The organism is Gloeomargarita sp. SKYB120 (genome assembly GCA_025062155.1).
In the GTDB taxonomy this organism is placed as follows: domain Bacteria; phylum Cyanobacteriota; class Cyanobacteriia; order Gloeomargaritales; family Gloeomargaritaceae; genus Gloeomargarita.
Genome location: JANXAM010000007.1, coordinates 46457 through 60867, shown reverse-complemented (window position 1 = coordinate 60867; position 14411 = coordinate 46457). Strand labels below are relative to the sequence as shown.

Annotated in this window: 15 protein-coding genes; 6 read left to right on the top strand and 9 right to left on the bottom strand. The window is 59.8% G+C overall.

Features of this window, described 5'->3' with window-relative positions:
• Window positions 1–6: 6 nt before the first annotated feature.
• Together NZ705_04395 and NZ705_04390 are read left to right on the top strand one after the other, a co-directional pair.
• Window positions 7–852, top strand: coding sequence for a prephenate/arogenate dehydrogenase (locus NZ705_04395; protein MCS7292198.1), 846 nt, complete (start codon window positions 7–9; stop codon window positions 850–852).
• Window positions 853–881: 29 nt separating this feature from the next.
• Window positions 882–998 (top strand): photosystem II protein T, encoded by a 117-nt coding sequence (locus NZ705_04390; GenBank protein ID MCS7292197.1) that lies wholly within the window; start codon window positions 882–884, stop codon window positions 996–998.
• Window position 999: 1 nt separating this feature from the next.
• On the opposite strand, the gene NZ705_04385 is transcribed toward NZ705_04390, so the two are convergent.
• The 7 genes from NZ705_04385 to NZ705_04355 all read right to left on the bottom strand — a co-directional run bounded on the left by NZ705_04385 (window position 1000) and on the right by NZ705_04355 (window position 7269).
• On the bottom strand, window positions 1000–2025 hold the full coding sequence (locus NZ705_04385; protein MCS7292196.1) for a sugar phosphate nucleotidyltransferase: 1026 nt from the start codon (window positions 2023–2025) through the stop codon (window positions 1000–1002).
• Window positions 2026–2035: 10 nt separating this feature from the next.
• Window positions 2036–2800: a hypothetical protein gene (locus tag NZ705_04380; protein ID MCS7292195.1), complete on the bottom strand. Its 765-nt coding sequence runs from the start codon at window positions 2798–2800 to the stop codon at window positions 2036–2038.
• 52 nt (window positions 2801–2852) lie between these two features.
• Complete coding sequence (gene rsmI / locus NZ705_04375; protein MCS7292194.1) at window positions 2853–3704, bottom strand: 16S rRNA (cytidine(1402)-2'-O)-methyltransferase; 852 nt, start codon at window positions 3702–3704, stop codon at window positions 2853–2855.
• Window positions 3688–5067 carry a bifunctional UDP-N-acetylglucosamine diphosphorylase/glucosamine-1-phosphate N-acetyltransferase GlmU gene (gene glmU / locus NZ705_04370; GenBank protein MCS7292193.1) on the bottom strand — a complete coding sequence of 460 codons (1380 nt, stop codon included), beginning with the start codon at window positions 5065–5067 and terminating at the stop codon, window positions 3688–3690. The genes rsmI and glmU overlap by 17 nt, the downstream gene beginning before the upstream one ends.
• Window positions 5068–5130: 63 nt before the next feature.
• Window positions 5131–6087, bottom strand: a complete 957-nt coding sequence (gene hemC, locus NZ705_04365) for a hydroxymethylbilane synthase (protein MCS7292192.1) — start codon at window positions 6085–6087, stop codon at window positions 5131–5133.
• Window positions 6088–6149: 62 nt separating this feature from the next.
• Window positions 6150–6680: a Uma2 family endonuclease gene (locus NZ705_04360; GenBank protein MCS7292191.1), complete on the bottom strand. Its 531-nt coding sequence runs from the start codon at window positions 6678–6680 to the stop codon at window positions 6150–6152.
• A 43-nt stretch (window positions 6681–6723) separates the two neighbouring features.
• Window positions 6724–7269 (bottom strand): Uma2 family endonuclease, encoded by a 546-nt coding sequence (locus tag NZ705_04355; GenBank protein MCS7292190.1) that lies wholly within the window; start codon window positions 7267–7269, stop codon window positions 6724–6726.
• 129 nt (window positions 7270–7398) lie between these two features.
• Here NZ705_04355 and NZ705_04350 point away from each other — a divergent pair, with 129 nt between their 5' ends.
• Window positions 7399–8181, top strand: coding sequence for an ABC transporter ATP-binding protein (locus tag NZ705_04350; protein ID MCS7292189.1), 783 nt, complete (start codon window positions 7399–7401; stop codon window positions 8179–8181).
• On the opposite strand, the gene NZ705_04345 is transcribed toward NZ705_04350, so the two are convergent.
• On the bottom strand, window positions 8129–8605 hold the full coding sequence (locus NZ705_04345) for a transcriptional repressor (protein MCS7292188.1): 477 nt from the start codon (window positions 8603–8605) through the stop codon (window positions 8129–8131). The genes NZ705_04350 and NZ705_04345 overlap by 53 nt on opposite strands.
• Window positions 8606–8804: 199 nt before the next feature.
• Between NZ705_04345 and NZ705_04340 the strand changes: the two genes are divergently transcribed.
• The 3 genes from NZ705_04340 to NZ705_04330 are packed head-to-tail and all read left to right on the top strand — an operon-like array spanning window position 8805 to window position 13169.
• The gene (locus tag NZ705_04340) at window positions 8805–9965 is read left to right on the top strand and encodes a putative lipid II flippase FtsW (protein MCS7292187.1); all 1161 of its coding nucleotides are present in this window, start codon (window positions 8805–8807) and stop codon (window positions 9963–9965) included.
• 28 nt (window positions 9966–9993) lie between these two features.
• Window positions 9994–11115 carry a substrate-binding domain-containing protein gene (locus NZ705_04335; GenBank protein ID MCS7292186.1) on the top strand — a complete coding sequence of 374 codons (1122 nt, stop codon included), beginning with the start codon at window positions 9994–9996 and terminating at the stop codon, window positions 11113–11115.
• Entirely contained in the window at window positions 11100–13169 is a 2070-nt protein-coding gene (locus NZ705_04330; GenBank protein MCS7292185.1) for a CHASE2 domain-containing serine/threonine-protein kinase, read from the top strand. Before NZ705_04335 ends, NZ705_04330 begins: the two co-directional genes overlap by 16 nt.
• Here NZ705_04330 and NZ705_04325 read toward each other — a convergent pair.
• A complete protein-coding gene (locus tag NZ705_04325) occupies window positions 13166–14284 on the bottom strand; it encodes a response regulator (GenBank protein ID MCS7292184.1) in 1119 nt (372 codons plus the stop codon). The two genes, NZ705_04330 and NZ705_04325, sit on opposite strands and share 4 nt — an antisense overlap.
• Between the last annotated feature and the right edge of the window lie 127 nt (window positions 14285–14411).

The window sequence follows — 14411 nt, the reverse complement described above, 5'->3', positions numbered from 1 at the left end:
GGGGCGATGCACATTGGTATCGTCGGGTTAGGGCTGATTGGAGGGTCCTTAGCCCTCGACTGGCAACGGGCTGGGCATACCGTCACTGGCGTCAGCCGGCAAGCAAAAACCGTCGCCCTAGCCTTGGAACGGGGGGCAATTGACCGAGGCGGTACCGATTTATCCCTGGTGAGCACCTGTCGCGTCGTGGTGCTGTGCGTGCCCTTGCATCAAATGGTGCCGGTCGCCCAGGCGCTCTGCCCCTACCTACGCACTGACGCCATTTTAACGGATGTGGGGTCGGTCAAGGCTCCCCTAGTCCGCACGCTGACGCCCCTGTGGCCCGGATTTATCGGTGGGCACCCGATGGCGGGCACTGAACAACAAGGCATAGAGGCGGCGCAACCGGGACTCTTTCGGCAACGGCCCTACGTACTCACGCCCACCCCGCAGACCAATGCCCAGCAATTGGCGCGGTTGGAGCAGTTGGTGACCGAACTCGACGCCCAGGTGTTGATTTGCGATGCCGAGACCCACGACCGGGCAGTCGCCTGGATTTCCCATCTACCTATTTGGGTGAGTGCTGCACTCATTGCGGCCTGTGCCCAGGAATCGGACCCCCAGGTGGCTCGCCTGGCCCAACAACTGGCCGGTCCAGGGTGGCGGGATACGACGCGCGTGGGGGGCGGTAATCCTGAGCTGGGTGTGTGTTTGGCCCAGTTCAACCGGGAATATCTGCTCCAGGGATTGCGCCGGTACCTGGCGGAGTTGAGCCAAATCATCCAGATGGTGGAAAAGCAGGACCTGCCGGCCTTGACCACCTATCTCCAGGACACGCAACAGCTTCGCCAGGGGATGACCTTGCCCCCCTAAAATAAGAACAGACGCACGACGAGGTGGCTATGGAAGCATTGACCTACACCGTACTGCTGGTGGGCGCTCTGGGTGTAATCTTTTTCGCCATCTTTTTCCGCGAACCGCCCCGCATTGACCCCAGCGTGCGCAGGGAGGAGAAGTAACTCACAGGTAGGCTCCGTAGCCTTGGGCCTGCAAGTGGGCCAGTAGTTTTTTCATCTCCTGCGTGCGGTCGGCGGCCACCACCAAGGTCACCGGTCCATCGCGAACAACAATCACATCTTGTAACCCCAGCGTGGCTACCAGTTCCTGGGGATTAGTGCTGTACACTTGGACGCCAGTGCTCTGCCAATCCACGTGTTGCATGGGCAAGGGGCGAGTGGGTAACCGTTCCAAACTGCGCCAGTCTCCCAGGTCATCCCAGGGGAAACTCACCGGTAACACCACCGCCCGCTGGGTGTGTTCCATCACGGCGTAGTCAATGCTGATCTTGGGCAACTCCCCGTAGGCGGCTATCCCACGTTCCTGCAAGGGTTGGGCAATCGCAGGCGCGTACTGGGTCAATTCCCGCCACATCACCCCCGCCGGAAAAATAAACATTCCACCGTTCCAGTAGTACTCGCTGGTGGCCAGCATCTGCACCGCCTGGGCTACATCCGGCTTTTCGGTAAACTGCTGGACACGATAGGCCCCGCCGGTCACCGGTTCTCCCCGTTGGATATAGCCATAACCAGTCGCCGGGTGCGTGGGTTGAATCCCTAGCGTGACAATGCTCTGGGTGTGGGCCGCCACGTCCACCGCTTGGGCAAGGGTGTGCTGAAACGCTGCCACGTCGGGAATCCAGTGGTCCGCTGGGAAAATACCCACCACCGTTTCCGGGCCATACCGCTGCTGTAACTCCCACGTCATCCAGGCCACTGCCGGTGCGGTATCGCGCGGTTCCGGTTCCCCTATGATTCGTTCAGGTGCTACATCAGGCAATTGTTCGCGCACCAGGGGCACGAGACTGGCCCGAGTAATAACCCACACCGCTTCCGCCCAATCGGGAAAGCGCGCCACGGTGTTCTGGAGCAACGTCCGGCCACTGCCATCGAGCGAGAGAAATTGCTTAGGTTTGTCGTAGCGACTCAAGGGCCAGAAGCGTTCCCCTTTGCCCCCAGCGAGCACCACCGGCACAAAACGCACTGTCATTGTTCCTCCCTCACAACAGACGAAATCGTTTGAACACGTCCGTCAATTCCTGTTCCAGCTGCCGGGCCAACTCAGCCGCATTGCGGGGCATCAACCGCAACTCATCGCTGATGCTAAAGGGGAACAGGGCGTCCTGTGCTGCCGGCTCCGGCGACGGCCATTGCACCAGCTTGATCTGGTAGGGCTTTTTAGAGACCAGCGCGTAGCCGACCTCTAGGCATACCTCGGGACTGGGAAACCCTTTGCCGTTGACACAGGTGATCAGGGTGGTGTCGGCAATCACGACCAACGACTGCCGGATCAATCGCCGCACATCCGTATCCAAGCGCACCGTGCCATCTGGGAGCCGCGCCGGGCGTTCAATGCGGATTTTGGGTTTGAGACGGTGCTGGGTCTGGAGCTTGCCCACCACTTGATGCAAAGCCTGGCTGATTTGGGTACTGCTGTCGGGGTAGTCGGTCTGGTCGCAAAAGAAAATCAAGGGGGGAAAAGCAGGGGGCATTTCCGAGCGTTCGAGATACACCTCGCGGCTGACCAGGTCCATGTTCGCCAGGGTGTAGGTGCCGCTCCCTTCTAGGTAAAACTCGACTTTTTCCCCAGCCAAAAACGCCCGAAACCACGCCGCTTGCTGGACGGCTTGTGCATCATCCACAAAAAAGCCCCGAAACGCCGCCTTGAGCAAGCTCTTTTTGCTCAACCGTAGGGTGGGGGGCCGTTGTTCCACATCCTCCGGGAGCAAGGGGTAATCCAAATACCAGGCTTTGACAATCAACATAAACGGGGGCGCCGGAGCCGTGCTTCATACATAGCAGGAACCACCCCTGCCGTCAACTCCCCCGCCGGTCGCACGTCAAGGCCAGTTGGTACAGTGTACGCCTGGGTAAACCGGTGGTTTCCGCTAACTGCTGGGCAATTTCTCGGCAACTGCATCCTTGGGCCAGTAAACGTTCAATTTCTGGTTGCACTTGCTCCAGGGGTAGTGAGCAACGGGGTGCCGCGCCGGCCACCACTACTGTGATCTCTCCTCGTGGGGGAGACGCCTGAAACGCCTCGGCGGCTTGTTGCAGGGTTCCCCGCCAAAATGTCTCGTGGAGTTTAGTCAGCTCGCGGGCAATCACACACCACCGCTCCCTGCCGAGAACATCGGCCATGGTGGCCAAACTCGCACCTAACCGGTGGGGGGCTTCATAGAAGATGAGAGTCGCTTCGACTGCTCGTACTTGCTCTAGAACCCGGCGACGAGCCGTTTCCTTGGGGGGTAGAAAACCCAGAAATAGGAACGAATCTGTCGGCAAGCCACTGGCACACAGGGCTGTGATAGCGGCGTTGCAGCCGGGAATGGGTGTAACGGGAATCCCCTGCTCGATACAGGCTTGGACCAGTTCCTGACCGGGGTCGCTAATGCCTGGCATCCCCGCATCGGTCACCAGGGCAATCTGGGCCCCGGCGTGCAGGCGAACCAGCAGTTCCGCTTGTCGTTGTCGCTGGTTGTGCTGGTGGTAACTCAGCTGGGGCGTCGTGATGCCGAAATGCTGGAGCAATTTGCCAGTGTGACGGGTGTCTTCGGCGGCGATTAGGTCCACTTCCCGGAGCACCCGCAGCGCCCGCAAGGTAATGTCCTCCAAATTGCCGATGGGGGTCGCCACTAGATACAAGCGTCCCTTAGTTGCTGCCGTCATGGGCCGTATTGCGCAAGTAGGGGGGTCGCCAACCGGGTTTGACCACCTGGCGCGCCCGGGCAATCACCAGCGCATCCGCCGGAACATCCTCCGTCACCACCGACCCCGCCGCCACTGTAACGCCCTCGCCCAAGGTCACCGGCGCGACGAGCACGCAGTTGGCCCCCAACTTGCAACCGTCCTTGATCACCGTTGGATGCTTATCTCGCCCGTCGAAATTGGCGGTAATGGCGCCGGCGCCTACATTCACCTGCGTTCCCAGTTGGGCATCTCCTAGGTAACTCAAATGAGCGACTCGGCAATCCGGCCCCACCTGGGTTTTTTTCATTTCCACAAAGTTCCCCACCCGGCAGTGTTCACCCACCTGGGTTTGGTCCCGCAGATGCGCAAACGGCCCCACTTGGCACCCTGCAGCAATCACGCTATTGGTCACCACCGAGTACCAGATGCGCACTTTCTCCCCGACTATGCTGTTTTCCAGCCAGCAATTGGGTCCAATGTGGCTACCCGCCCCGATCACCGTCCGCCCGCGTAAATGGGTCTGGGGTTCAATCACCACATCTGGCGCCAGTTCCACCTCGTCCTCAATCGTGACGCTGTCCGGGTCAATCATCGTCACACCCCGGCGCAGCCATTCATCCCGCAACCGTTCATAAAACAGTTGGGTCGCCACCGCCAGTTGTTTACGGTCGTTAATCCCCAAAATTTCCGTGCTGTCTTGCATATCCACCGCCCGCGCCGGTTTGAGCCACTGGATGGCATCGGTCAGGTAATACTCCTGCTGCTGGTTCTGGGTGGTCAAACGGGGGAGCACGTCCCGAAGTTTGGGCCATTGGAAACAGTAAATCCCCGCATTCACCCGCTGGTTTTGTCGCTGGGCTGGCGTGCAGTCCCGGTCTTCGATAATGGCGCTCACCTGCATTTGGCCGTCGCAGATCACCCGCCCATAGCCCGTTGGATCCGCCAGCAACGCCGTGAGCAACGTGACAGCGTAGTTCCCCTGCTGGTGGGTCTCCCACAACTGCACCAGGGTTTCCGGGCGCAACAACGGCACATCGCCGTTCAAGACCAGCAAATCGCCGGTATAGTCCTCCAGGTAGGGCACTAACTGCTGCACGGCATGGCCCGTTCCTAGCAAGGGCGATTGTTCCACAAATTCCACCTGGGGAAGATGGGCCAACGCCTGGCGCACCTGGTCGGCTCCGTGACCCACCACCACCAGCAATCGTTCCACTGGCAACCCTTGCGTGCTGCGAATCACCCGCTCCACCAGGGGTTTTCCCGCTAGCGGGTGTAACACCTTGGGCACCTCCGACTTCATGCGTGTGCCTTTGCCCGCTGCCAAGACTGCTACTGCTACCATCGCGCTGGTCCTCGTCCTCCCCCACAAGACTCTAGCGGTTTCTCCGACCGGCTGGCAACCTGTTCAGCTCCGCCCGACCGTGGCAAAGATGGCCTGCAGGATGGCTTCCGCCCCTTGCGCCCGCAACGTCTGCGCCAGGGATTCTCCCAACGCCTGGGCTTCGGCTTCCGTCGTTACTTTGGCCGTTTGGGTGCCAAACACCCGCTGTTGCCCATCCAGGCTCAACACCACCCCGCTCAGGGTCAACTCATCCCCCACCAGTTGGGAATGCACGCCAATGGGTACCTGGCATCCCCCTTCGAGTTGCCGCAAAAAGGCCCGTTCCGCCCAACAGCGCAGCGCCGTCTCCCGGTGATGCACCACTTGCAAAAGCGCCAGCACCCGTTCATCCCCCGCGCGGCACTGGACACCCAAGGCCCCTTGCCCGACCGCGTACAGGGAAATGTCTGGGTCTAGCACTTCACTGATCCGGTCAGCCCAGCCCATCCGGTGCAAGCCCGCCACCGCCAGGATCAAGCCGTCGTAGTCTCCCCGGTCGAGCTTTTGCAGGCGTGTGTTCAAATTGCCCCGGATGTCCTTGAAAGTGAGATGGGGAAACCGGTGCCGCAACTGGGCCAGCCGCCGTAAAGACGATGTACCAATGACAGCGCCAGGGGGAAGTTCTGCCAGGGTCTTTCCTTGCCAGCGGGGATGCAGCACCAGGGCATCGCGGGGTTCCTCGCGCTGGGTAATGGCCCCCAGGACTAACCCCTCCGGCATCCGCGTCGGCAAATCTTTCAGGGAATGCACCGCCAAATCCACCTCGTGCCGTAACAGCGCCTGCTCCAGTTCCTTGGTAAATAGCCCCTTATCCCCAATTTTTGCCAGCGCCACATCCAGAATCTTGTCCCCCTGGGTGGTCATCGTCACGATGGGAAATGCCTGCTCAGGGTAATGCTTTTGGAGTTCGTCGCGGACCCAGTGGGTTTGGATCAAAGCCAGTTGACTTTGGCGGGAGCCGATGCGGGTGACCGAGTTCATACGCTTTTTAGGAATAACGAAGCAATCTTCTAGGATACGGGTAAACGGGACAGCGTGCGGCGTTACGGCAAGAAATCGGCGCAGGGGATGGCTGTCTCAAACACGGGCACCGTTTGGTCAGGCGTATAAATCGTTTGCTGCTGATAACCGTGTGGTCCAGGCTGGCTGAAAACTTCCAGTTGATTGTCCACCAAATTCACCAGCCAGTAGGTGGGAATCCCCCCTTGGGCGTACAAAGGCGCTTTGATGGTGCGGTCATACTCCAAAGATGTATCGGCAATTTCAATCACTAGCAAAATCTCTGCCGGTGTAGGGTGACGCTGGAGATAAACGTCATTTTTCACGATGGCCATATCTGGTTCGGGTTCGCTGTCCCCTAGTAATGTAATCGGGTCTTGACACTGTAATAACGTGTTTGGGGGCAACAAGGGTGGCAACAGATGCAATAACCGACGGCAACATTCACTGTGGCGGGTGCCTTTGGGTGACATGGGATGCAAGCGACCAGCAATGAGTTCCACGCGCTCCCCCGGCCTAAATTTCCCCTGGCGAATCATCTCATGGTATTGAGCCAACGTTAGTTGCGCCGTCATGCGTCTTGGCCCTGCAGAACCAACGAATTAGCTCTAGGTTAGCTTAGCCTAGCTCAGATGACGGCAAGAAATCAGCACAGGCAATCAGTGTGGTGAAAAAAGGCACGACTTGGGTACGGTTGTAAATCGTTTTTTGTTGGTAGCCGCTCGGTATGGGCTGACTGAAAACCTCCAGTTGATTGTCCACCAAATTCACCAGCCAGTAGGTGGGAATCCCCGCTTGGGCATACAAAGGCGCTTTGATGCTGCGGTCGTACTCCAGCAATGTGTCGGCAATTTCTATCACTAGCAGAATCTCCGCCGGCGTAGGGTGACGCTGGAGATAAACGTCATGTTTCACAATCGCTATATCCGGTTCCGGTTCGTTATCCCCTGGTAATGTAATCGGGTCTTGGCAACGCAGCAGTAACCCAGCCGGCAACAAGGGGATGAGCAATCGCAAGAGCTGGGTACAGCAAACAGCGTGGCGGGTGCCTTTGGGTGGCATGGGATGCAATTGACCAGCAATGAGTTCCACGCGCTCCCCTGGCGTAAATTTCCCCTGGCGAATCATCTCATGGTACTGGGTCAGTGTGAGCCGAGTTGCCATACCCCAACCGTGACCAACGAATTAGTTTCAAGGTTAATCCGGCGATGACCTGTTCCGCCGAACATAGACATTGACCTGCGGCGAGAGCCAGAAAAAGGGATATAGTGTGAACAGTCACTCTCCTGTTCTATGCCTCAACCCATCATTGAGTTTCGGAACGTTCACAAAACGTTAGGTGGCCGTCCTGTCCTCAATGGCGTGAATTTAGCCGTGTATCCCGGAGAAGCTGTGGCTATCATCGGGCCGTCCGGCGCGGGCAAGTCCACTACATTGCGGCTCATTGCTGGGTTAATGGTCCCCGATGCGGGAGAAGTTTGGGTCAAGGGGCAGCCCCAAGTCCTGGTAACCGAAGGAGAAAAAAGCAAAGCTCGCATCGGCATGGTATTCCAGGAAGCCGCCCTGTTTGATTCCCTCACCGTCGCCGAGAATGTGGGCTTTTTGCTAATCGAACACAGCCGGTTGTCGCCTGAGCGCATCCAAGAACTGGTGGAACAAAGTCTGGAGCGCGTGGGTCTCAAGGACATCAGCGACCGCTATCCGGCAGAACTTTCGGGGGGGATGCGGCGGCGCGTGGCGCTGGCGCGGGCGATTATTGAAGACCCGGATAATCCCGAAGATGACCTAGATATCTTGCTCTACGACGAGCCCACCGCCGGTCTAGACCCGATTGCCGCCCACCGGATCGAAGACCTGATGCGCCATTTGCAACAGTCCGTCCAACATGCCGCCACCTACGTCGTGGTCACCCACCAGGAAAGCACAATTCGCCGCGCCGCTGACCGGATTTTGTTGCTCTATGACGGGCAGATTCGCTGGGAAGGCACCCCTGCCGAGTTAGACACCAGCGACAACCCCTATCTCACCCAATTTCTGCGCGGGGAGTTGCAGGGGCCAATTCGCTTGGTGGATTAGTTTGCCGGTATCCAAAAAAGTCAATCCGGTAATGGGTAATTTTCGTGCCTGTTTCCCGCTCCACCTGGGCAATCAACTCCGGCGGCAATTCCACCCACACATCCTGAATCTGCTGCGTATCCAAACAATGCACATGACTGTGGGGTTCGCTCACGCTACCGTACAGCCGCCCGTCTGCCCGCTCAATGCACTCGATTACCCCTTGCGACGCCAGCGCATCTAAGTTTTGATACACCGACGTATGGCCAATGTCTTGCCCCTGCGCGTTCAACCGGTGGTAAATCTCCCGCGCCGACAAGTGCTCTCCTGTCTGCCACAGCAACTCCAAAATCGCCCGCCGTTGTTGACTCAACCGCATCCCTAACGCTTGACACCGCTGGAGGGCCTCTTCCAACGACCGGACGCCCGCACCCTTGATTATCATCGCCCTGCCCCTACGTTTGTTAAATTTTGGTTAATATACCGCTATGCCTTCATTATACCTATAAAACTAAAGTCATTTCCAGTACGGTTTGGCTGGCGATAGGCCCCTTGCCGACGAAACGCTGTTAGGTTCGTGGCGTCTCCTGGCTAGGGAGCGCCAATCTCAATTTAGAGTAGAGACCAGTTGGCCTATTGGGCGTATGGTCGAAGAATTGCGGCGCTGGTTTTTGCCGTTTGCAGACCCGGAAGTGGCCTCTTGGTCGGCGTCAGCCCGCTGGTTACAAAGACTGACGTTTCTGTGGCTGGCGGTGGGGTTGGTGGTGCTGTTTTCTGCGTCGTTGCCCATGAGCCTGGCAGACCACGGCGATGGACTCTACTACATCAAACGGCAGGTGGCCTGGGCGGTGTTGGGGGTCCTGGGTTACAGCGCCGTGTTGCGGATGCCGCTGAAATGGTGGTGGCGCATCGCTGGGCCAGGCTTGCTGGTGTGTGCCGTGCTGATGGGGTTGACCCTTTCCCACGGAACGGAGGTGAATGAAGCAAGTCGCTGGCTGGCGCTGGGACCTTTGTTGCTACAACCGTCGGAATTGGTCAAACCCTTTCTCATCCTGCAAAGCAGCCGCCTGTTTGCCAATTGGTTTTATTGCCCTGGGCCGGCCCGATTGTGCTGGCTGGGAGTGTTTGCCCTGCTGGTGGGGATGACCCTGCTCCAGCCCAATTTGAGCATGGCGGGACTCATGGGAATGACCCTGTGGGTACTGGCGTTGGTGGCGGGCTTGCCCTGGTTTTACCTGGGGACAACGGCGGTGGCGGGAGCAGCTCTGGCGGGGGTGAGTTTGATGTTGAGGGATTACCAGCGGCAACGGGTGGTTTCGTTTCTCAATCCGTGGGCCGATCCGCTTGGGCATGGATACCAACTGGTGCAGAGCTTGCTGGCCGTCGGGTCGGGGGGCCTCTGGGGCATGGGGCTAGGGATGTCACAACAAAAGTTGTTTTTCCTGCCCATCCAACACACGGATTTTATCTTTGCGGTATTTGCGGAGGAGTTCGGACTAGTAGGGAGTTTGCTGCTGTTAATGTTTTTGCTGGTTTATGGGGGCTGGGGTCTGCGAGTGGCCCTGCTGGCGGAAACCCAACCAGCTCTGCGACTAGTGGCGCTCGGAGCAACGGTGTTGCTGGTGGGGCAGTCGCTGTTGAATATTGGCGTGGCGACAGGCGTGCTGCCGACGACGGGATTGCCGTTGCCGTTTTTCAGTTACGGGGGGAATTCGCTGCTAGCCAGTTTTCTATTGGCGGGACTGCTGGTGCGGGTGGCGCGAGAAGTGGACCGCGGCGCGGTCATGCCTTGGCCGCAGCGTTAAACTGGGGGTAGCAACAGGGTAATGGGCCATGACCCCCCGCTTGCCCAACCAGAAACAATTGCGCCGTCGTACGCTGTTGTCCTTGGGGATCTTGGCGGCGGGTTTGATATTGACCTGGGCACCGTTGCCAGGGGTTTCCCAAACGCTGGTTGTTGTTGCGGGTACGGAATTGCGGCAGGTGCTGGAGGTGCTCCGCCCCCGCTTTGAACAGCAGCAACCTAACATCCGACTGGAACTCCATTTCCAAGGCTCTCAGGAGCTGGCGAATAACTATTTGGACGACACGTTTGCGGGGTTCCATCCCACGATTTTGATCCCAGCGAATCAGGAAATTTTGGAAAAACTCGTGCAAGATTGGCGGGCGCGAGAAAACACCGAGCCTTTTTTGAGCAAACCGCAGCCGATTGCTTCGACCTTTATGGTGGGGATTGCCTGGCCAGAGCGTGGGCGGGTGCTGTTTCCCCAGGGACGCTTTGACTGGGAGCGGGTGGCCCAAGCCCTGCGAGCACGGCAATGGGCGGCGATGGGTGGGCCAGCAGCCTGGGGGAGTTTTGACTTCCGCATGACCGACCCCCTACGCTCCAACAGTGGCCAGTTGACCTTGGCGCTCTGGTCGCAACAGGTGCTGGGCCAGCCCTTGACTCCTAGCAATGTCAACAGCCCGCCGGTAATCGAACTGCTGCGATTGCTCAAACCCTCGGTCTATCGCCCCCCTCGGTCCACGGACCTGCTACTGGAGGAATTCATCAGCCAGGGGCCGAACGAAGGGGATGTGGCGGTGGTCTACGAAAGCATTGCCCTGAGTCGCTGGCCCCAGGCCCAGGTCGCCCAGGGTCAGGGCTACCGAATCTATTACTTCAGCCCAACGGTGGCGACGGTTTCTACTGCTGTGGTGGTGCGGCGACGGGTCTCTCCGCTACTGGCGCGGGCGGCGGAAACGTTCATCGCCTTTTTGCGGGCGCCGGAGCAGCAACAGGTGTTTGTGCAACAGGGCTTTCGGCCAGTCATTCAGCTGGCGGTTGAGCAGGTGCCGGGTAGCCCTTGGGCGCAGGGGATTCCGGGTGTGCAGGCCACGCCCCCTGTGCAACAACTTCCTATGCCCCAGTCGGCGGTGCTGGCGGAGTTGCAGAAACAGTGGCAACGGTTCTAACGAGGCTGCGCTTGGGGGGCGTAGTGGCGGGCGTCACCATAGCCGTTGGGCTGGTGGACATGGCGGGCGGCTTCACGCGTCTGGAGACCTGGACCTATGACCTGCGCCTGCGAGGGCATCTCCCAGTGCCGCCGGAACCACGGCTGGTGATTGTGGCCCTGACGCCGGCGGATTTGGGGCAACGAGCGCGCATCACCGATAGGGACCTGGAACGCCTGCTGCGCAAGTTACTGGCGGAAGGGGCGGCGGTTGTCGGAGTGGACGTGATCCGAGATGTGCCGGTCGGGGAACGACGGGCGCAACGGCGGTTGGTGCAATTGGTGAATCAACGGGCCCAGGCGCCCCAGGGCCATATCGTGCTCACGTGCTTTTTGCCGGATGAGCAGGGACGGGGCATCTTGCCGCCGCCGGGATTGCAGGAGCCGGTGGCGGTGGTGGGTTTTGCCGATGTGGTGCCGGATGCAGATGGGGTGGTGCGCCGCCAGGTGTTGTACGTCCAACCCTCGCCCGAGCCGCCAGCCCGCACCTGTCCGGCGCGTTATGCCCTGGGGTTTCTGACGGCGTTGCGTTACTTGGAACAGCAGGGCTATCCCTTGCGCGTGACGCCCCAGCAGCAGTTGCAAATCCAGCGGACAGTGATGCCGTCCTTGACGCCCTACAGCGCCGCCTATCGCCGACTGGATGCGGCGGGATATCAGGTGCTACTGCGTTACCGGCGTCCAAGCTCCCTCGCGCCGGTGGTGACCATGACCCAAGTGCTCCAGGGCACAACGCCGGTACCGCTGCGCCAGCGGGTGGTGCTGGTGGGCTATGCCGAAGGGACCGAAAAGCCGGTGCTGACGCCGCTGGGGCCGTTGCCGTCGGTGCAGTTCCACGCCCAGACGACGGCGCAGGTGCTGCAAGCGGTGCTAGCGGGCGAATCTTGGCCCTGGAGCTGGCCCCTGTGGGGGCAAGGACTGTGGTTGCTGCTTTGGAGCAGTGTGGGTGCCGGCATCGGGTGGCGGGCCCAACGGCGGTGGGGTCCCGAACCCCTGGCGGCGACCGGTCTCCTGCTCGGTACGACGCTAGTGGCAAGCTGGGCGGGCGGCTGGATACCGCTGGTGGCTCCCCTGGTCGCCTACGCTCTGAGCGGCATGGGGGTCTGGTGGGGATTGCCCCGTCCCTTAGCCGTTTGGCGACGGCGTTCGTCTCGCCCCCTGGCAAGCGTGATTGACCCCCAGGGCCGCTACGTCACAGCGCACTTGCTTAGCCAGGACGAATTGAGCTGGGTGTACGCTGCCCAGGACCAGCGGGTGGGTAAGACAGTGGTGGTGCGGGTACTCAAGCTAACGCCATCACCCCAGCGTCGCCAGGAACTCCTGCAGACCTTTGCAGCCCAGGTCCAGCGTTACGTGGCCCTCAACAGCTTGCACCTAATGCAAATCCTGGATTTTGGGTTGACCCATGAAGGATTTCTGTTCTATGTGCGGGAGTATTTCCCGGGCTGCAGTCTCCAGCAACGGTTGCGAGAACACCCCCGCCTGGCGGTGTCCCAAGCGGTGCATCTGGTGCGGCAAATTTGCCAAGGATTGGCGCCAGCCCATCAGCAGGGGTGGGTGCATCAGGACCTGAAACCCGCAAATATCTTTCTCATTCCCACGGGTCTCCCCAGTGGCGGCCATGAACTGGTGAAAATCTTGGATTTCGGTCTCACGCCTTGGATCAACGAAACCACGGCGAATACTACGCTGGGGGCCAGCCGCGCCAGCTTACCCTACACCGCCCCCGAACTATTCTGCGGCGGGACCGCCCAACCGAGCGCCGATGTCTATAGCTTGGGGGTGCTGCTCTACCGGTTGATTGCCGGCCATTACCCCTATCCCTGTGGCGACACGGCCACCTTTCACGCCTGGTGCGACGCTCACCAGCACCAGGAACCTCTGCCCTTGCCCTGGCTGGAGGGTCAACCGTTGCTGGCGGTGCTCCGGCGTTGCCTAGCCAAAGACCCCAGCCAGCGTTATCCCGATGCCCTGGCCCTGGATGCGGCCTTGGCCCAGATTCCCTTGACGCCCTAGCGACGACCTAGCAGGTAGTACACTCGCATCTCGCCCTTGCCCTTGACCGGCACTACGCCCCGTTCCTGCAGGAGAAAGTCCGCCTTGAGCAGGTGGTAAGTGGCTTCCGAGACCTGGATGGTGTTGGGCGCTGCGACCATTTGCATCCGGCTGGCGGTGTTGACCGTATCCCCCCACAGGTCGTAGATGAACTTTTTGGTGCCAATGACGCCCGCCACCACTGGCCCCGAGTGCATCCCGATGCGCACCCGCAGCAGTTGTCTGGTCTGCTCGTCCGCCTGCAGCATCTGCAGGACATCTAAGGCGAAGGCGGCCACTGCGGCGGCATGGTCGGGTCGAGGCGTGGGCAAGCCCCCCACCAGCATGTAGGCATCCCCAATCGTTTTGATTTTTTCCAGGCCATGCCGTTCCGCCAACTGGTCAAACCGGGAAAACACCGCGTTCAGCAGGGCTACCACCTCCTGGGCGGGCATCCGCGCCGCTAGTGACGTGAAATCCACAATATCAGCAAACAGCACCGTCACCGCCGGAAAATCATCAGCAATCACCTGCTGCCCCTGTTTAAGACGCTCCGCCACCGGTTTGGGAAGGATGTTCAGCAACAGGCGCTCGGACTTTTCCTGCTCTAGCCGCAGCAACCGGTGTTGTTCGTCTAGAGAGGCCAGGGCCTGCCGCAGTTCCACTTCTCTGGCTTTGCGCTGGTCGGTCTCGTACTTGAGGCGCAAGCTCGCACGCACGCGGGCCAGCAGTTCAACCTGGTGGGGCGGTTTGACAATGTAATCAGTGGCGCCCGCCTCAAAGGCTGATTCCAGGTTGGAGACTTCGACGCTGGCGGTGACCATGATGATGGGAATATCGTGGAATTCCGGCTGGCCCTTGAGGAGACGACAGGCTTCGATGCCGTTGAGGCGGGGCATACTCACGTCCATCAGGATCAAATCCACTGGCTGCTGTCGCAACAGGGCAAACGCGCTTTCGGCGTCATCGCAGGTGTACAGGTGCCGGAAACCCGCCGCCTTCAGGAGTGCCACCAACGACAGCCGTTGGCTGGGGGAATCGTCCACGATCAAAATCGCCATGTCCTGGAAAGGAGCGGTCGCCGTGGCAGCGTCCATAGGGGGTTAGGCGAATGGCTATCTGTATCCTACGCCAAGACTCCCAGCGGGCTGTGGCTGTGCAGGTCAGCTTAAGGTTTGGCCGGTTCATTACCGGACCTTAACCTTGGGGGCGGCCCCTTGCGAG

Coding starts and splice junctions, on each gene's coding strand:
- NZ705_04395 (MCS7292198.1), top strand. CDS start 7: ATGCACATTGGTATCGTCGGGTTAGGGCTGATTGGAGGGTCCTTAGCC.
- NZ705_04390 (MCS7292197.1), top strand. CDS start 882: ATGGAAGCATTGACCTACACCGTACTGCTGGTGGGCGCTCTGGGTGTA.
- NZ705_04385 (MCS7292196.1), bottom strand. CDS start 2,025: ATGACAGTGCGTTTTGTGCCGGTGGTGCTCGCTGGGGGCAAAGGGGAA.
- NZ705_04380 (MCS7292195.1), bottom strand. CDS start 2,800: ATGTTGATTGTCAAAGCCTGGTATTTGGATTACCCCTTGCTCCCGGAG.
- rsmI (MCS7292194.1), bottom strand. CDS start 3,704: ATGACGGCAGCAACTAAGGGACGCTTGTATCTAGTGGCGACCCCCATC.
- glmU (MCS7292193.1), bottom strand. CDS start 5,067: ATGGTAGCAGTAGCAGTCTTGGCAGCGGGCAAAGGCACACGCATGAAG.
- hemC (MCS7292192.1), bottom strand. CDS start 6,087: ATGAACTCGGTCACCCGCATCGGCTCCCGCCAAAGTCAACTGGCTTTG.
- NZ705_04360 (MCS7292191.1), bottom strand. CDS start 6,680: ATGACGGCGCAACTAACGTTGGCTCAATACCATGAGATGATTCGCCAG.
- NZ705_04355 (MCS7292190.1), bottom strand. CDS start 7,269: ATGGCAACTCGGCTCACACTGACCCAGTACCATGAGATGATTCGCCAG.
- NZ705_04350 (MCS7292189.1), top strand. CDS start 7,399: ATGCCTCAACCCATCATTGAGTTTCGGAACGTTCACAAAACGTTAGGT.
- NZ705_04345 (MCS7292188.1), bottom strand. CDS start 8,605: ATGATAATCAAGGGTGCGGGCGTCCGGTCGTTGGAAGAGGCCCTCCAG.
- NZ705_04340 (MCS7292187.1), top strand. CDS start 8,805: ATGGTCGAAGAATTGCGGCGCTGGTTTTTGCCGTTTGCAGACCCGGAA.
- NZ705_04335 (MCS7292186.1), top strand. CDS start 9,994: ATGACCCCCCGCTTGCCCAACCAGAAACAATTGCGCCGTCGTACGCTG.
- NZ705_04325 (MCS7292184.1), bottom strand. CDS start 14,284: ATGGACGCTGCCACGGCGACCGCTCCTTTCCAGGACATGGCGATTTTG.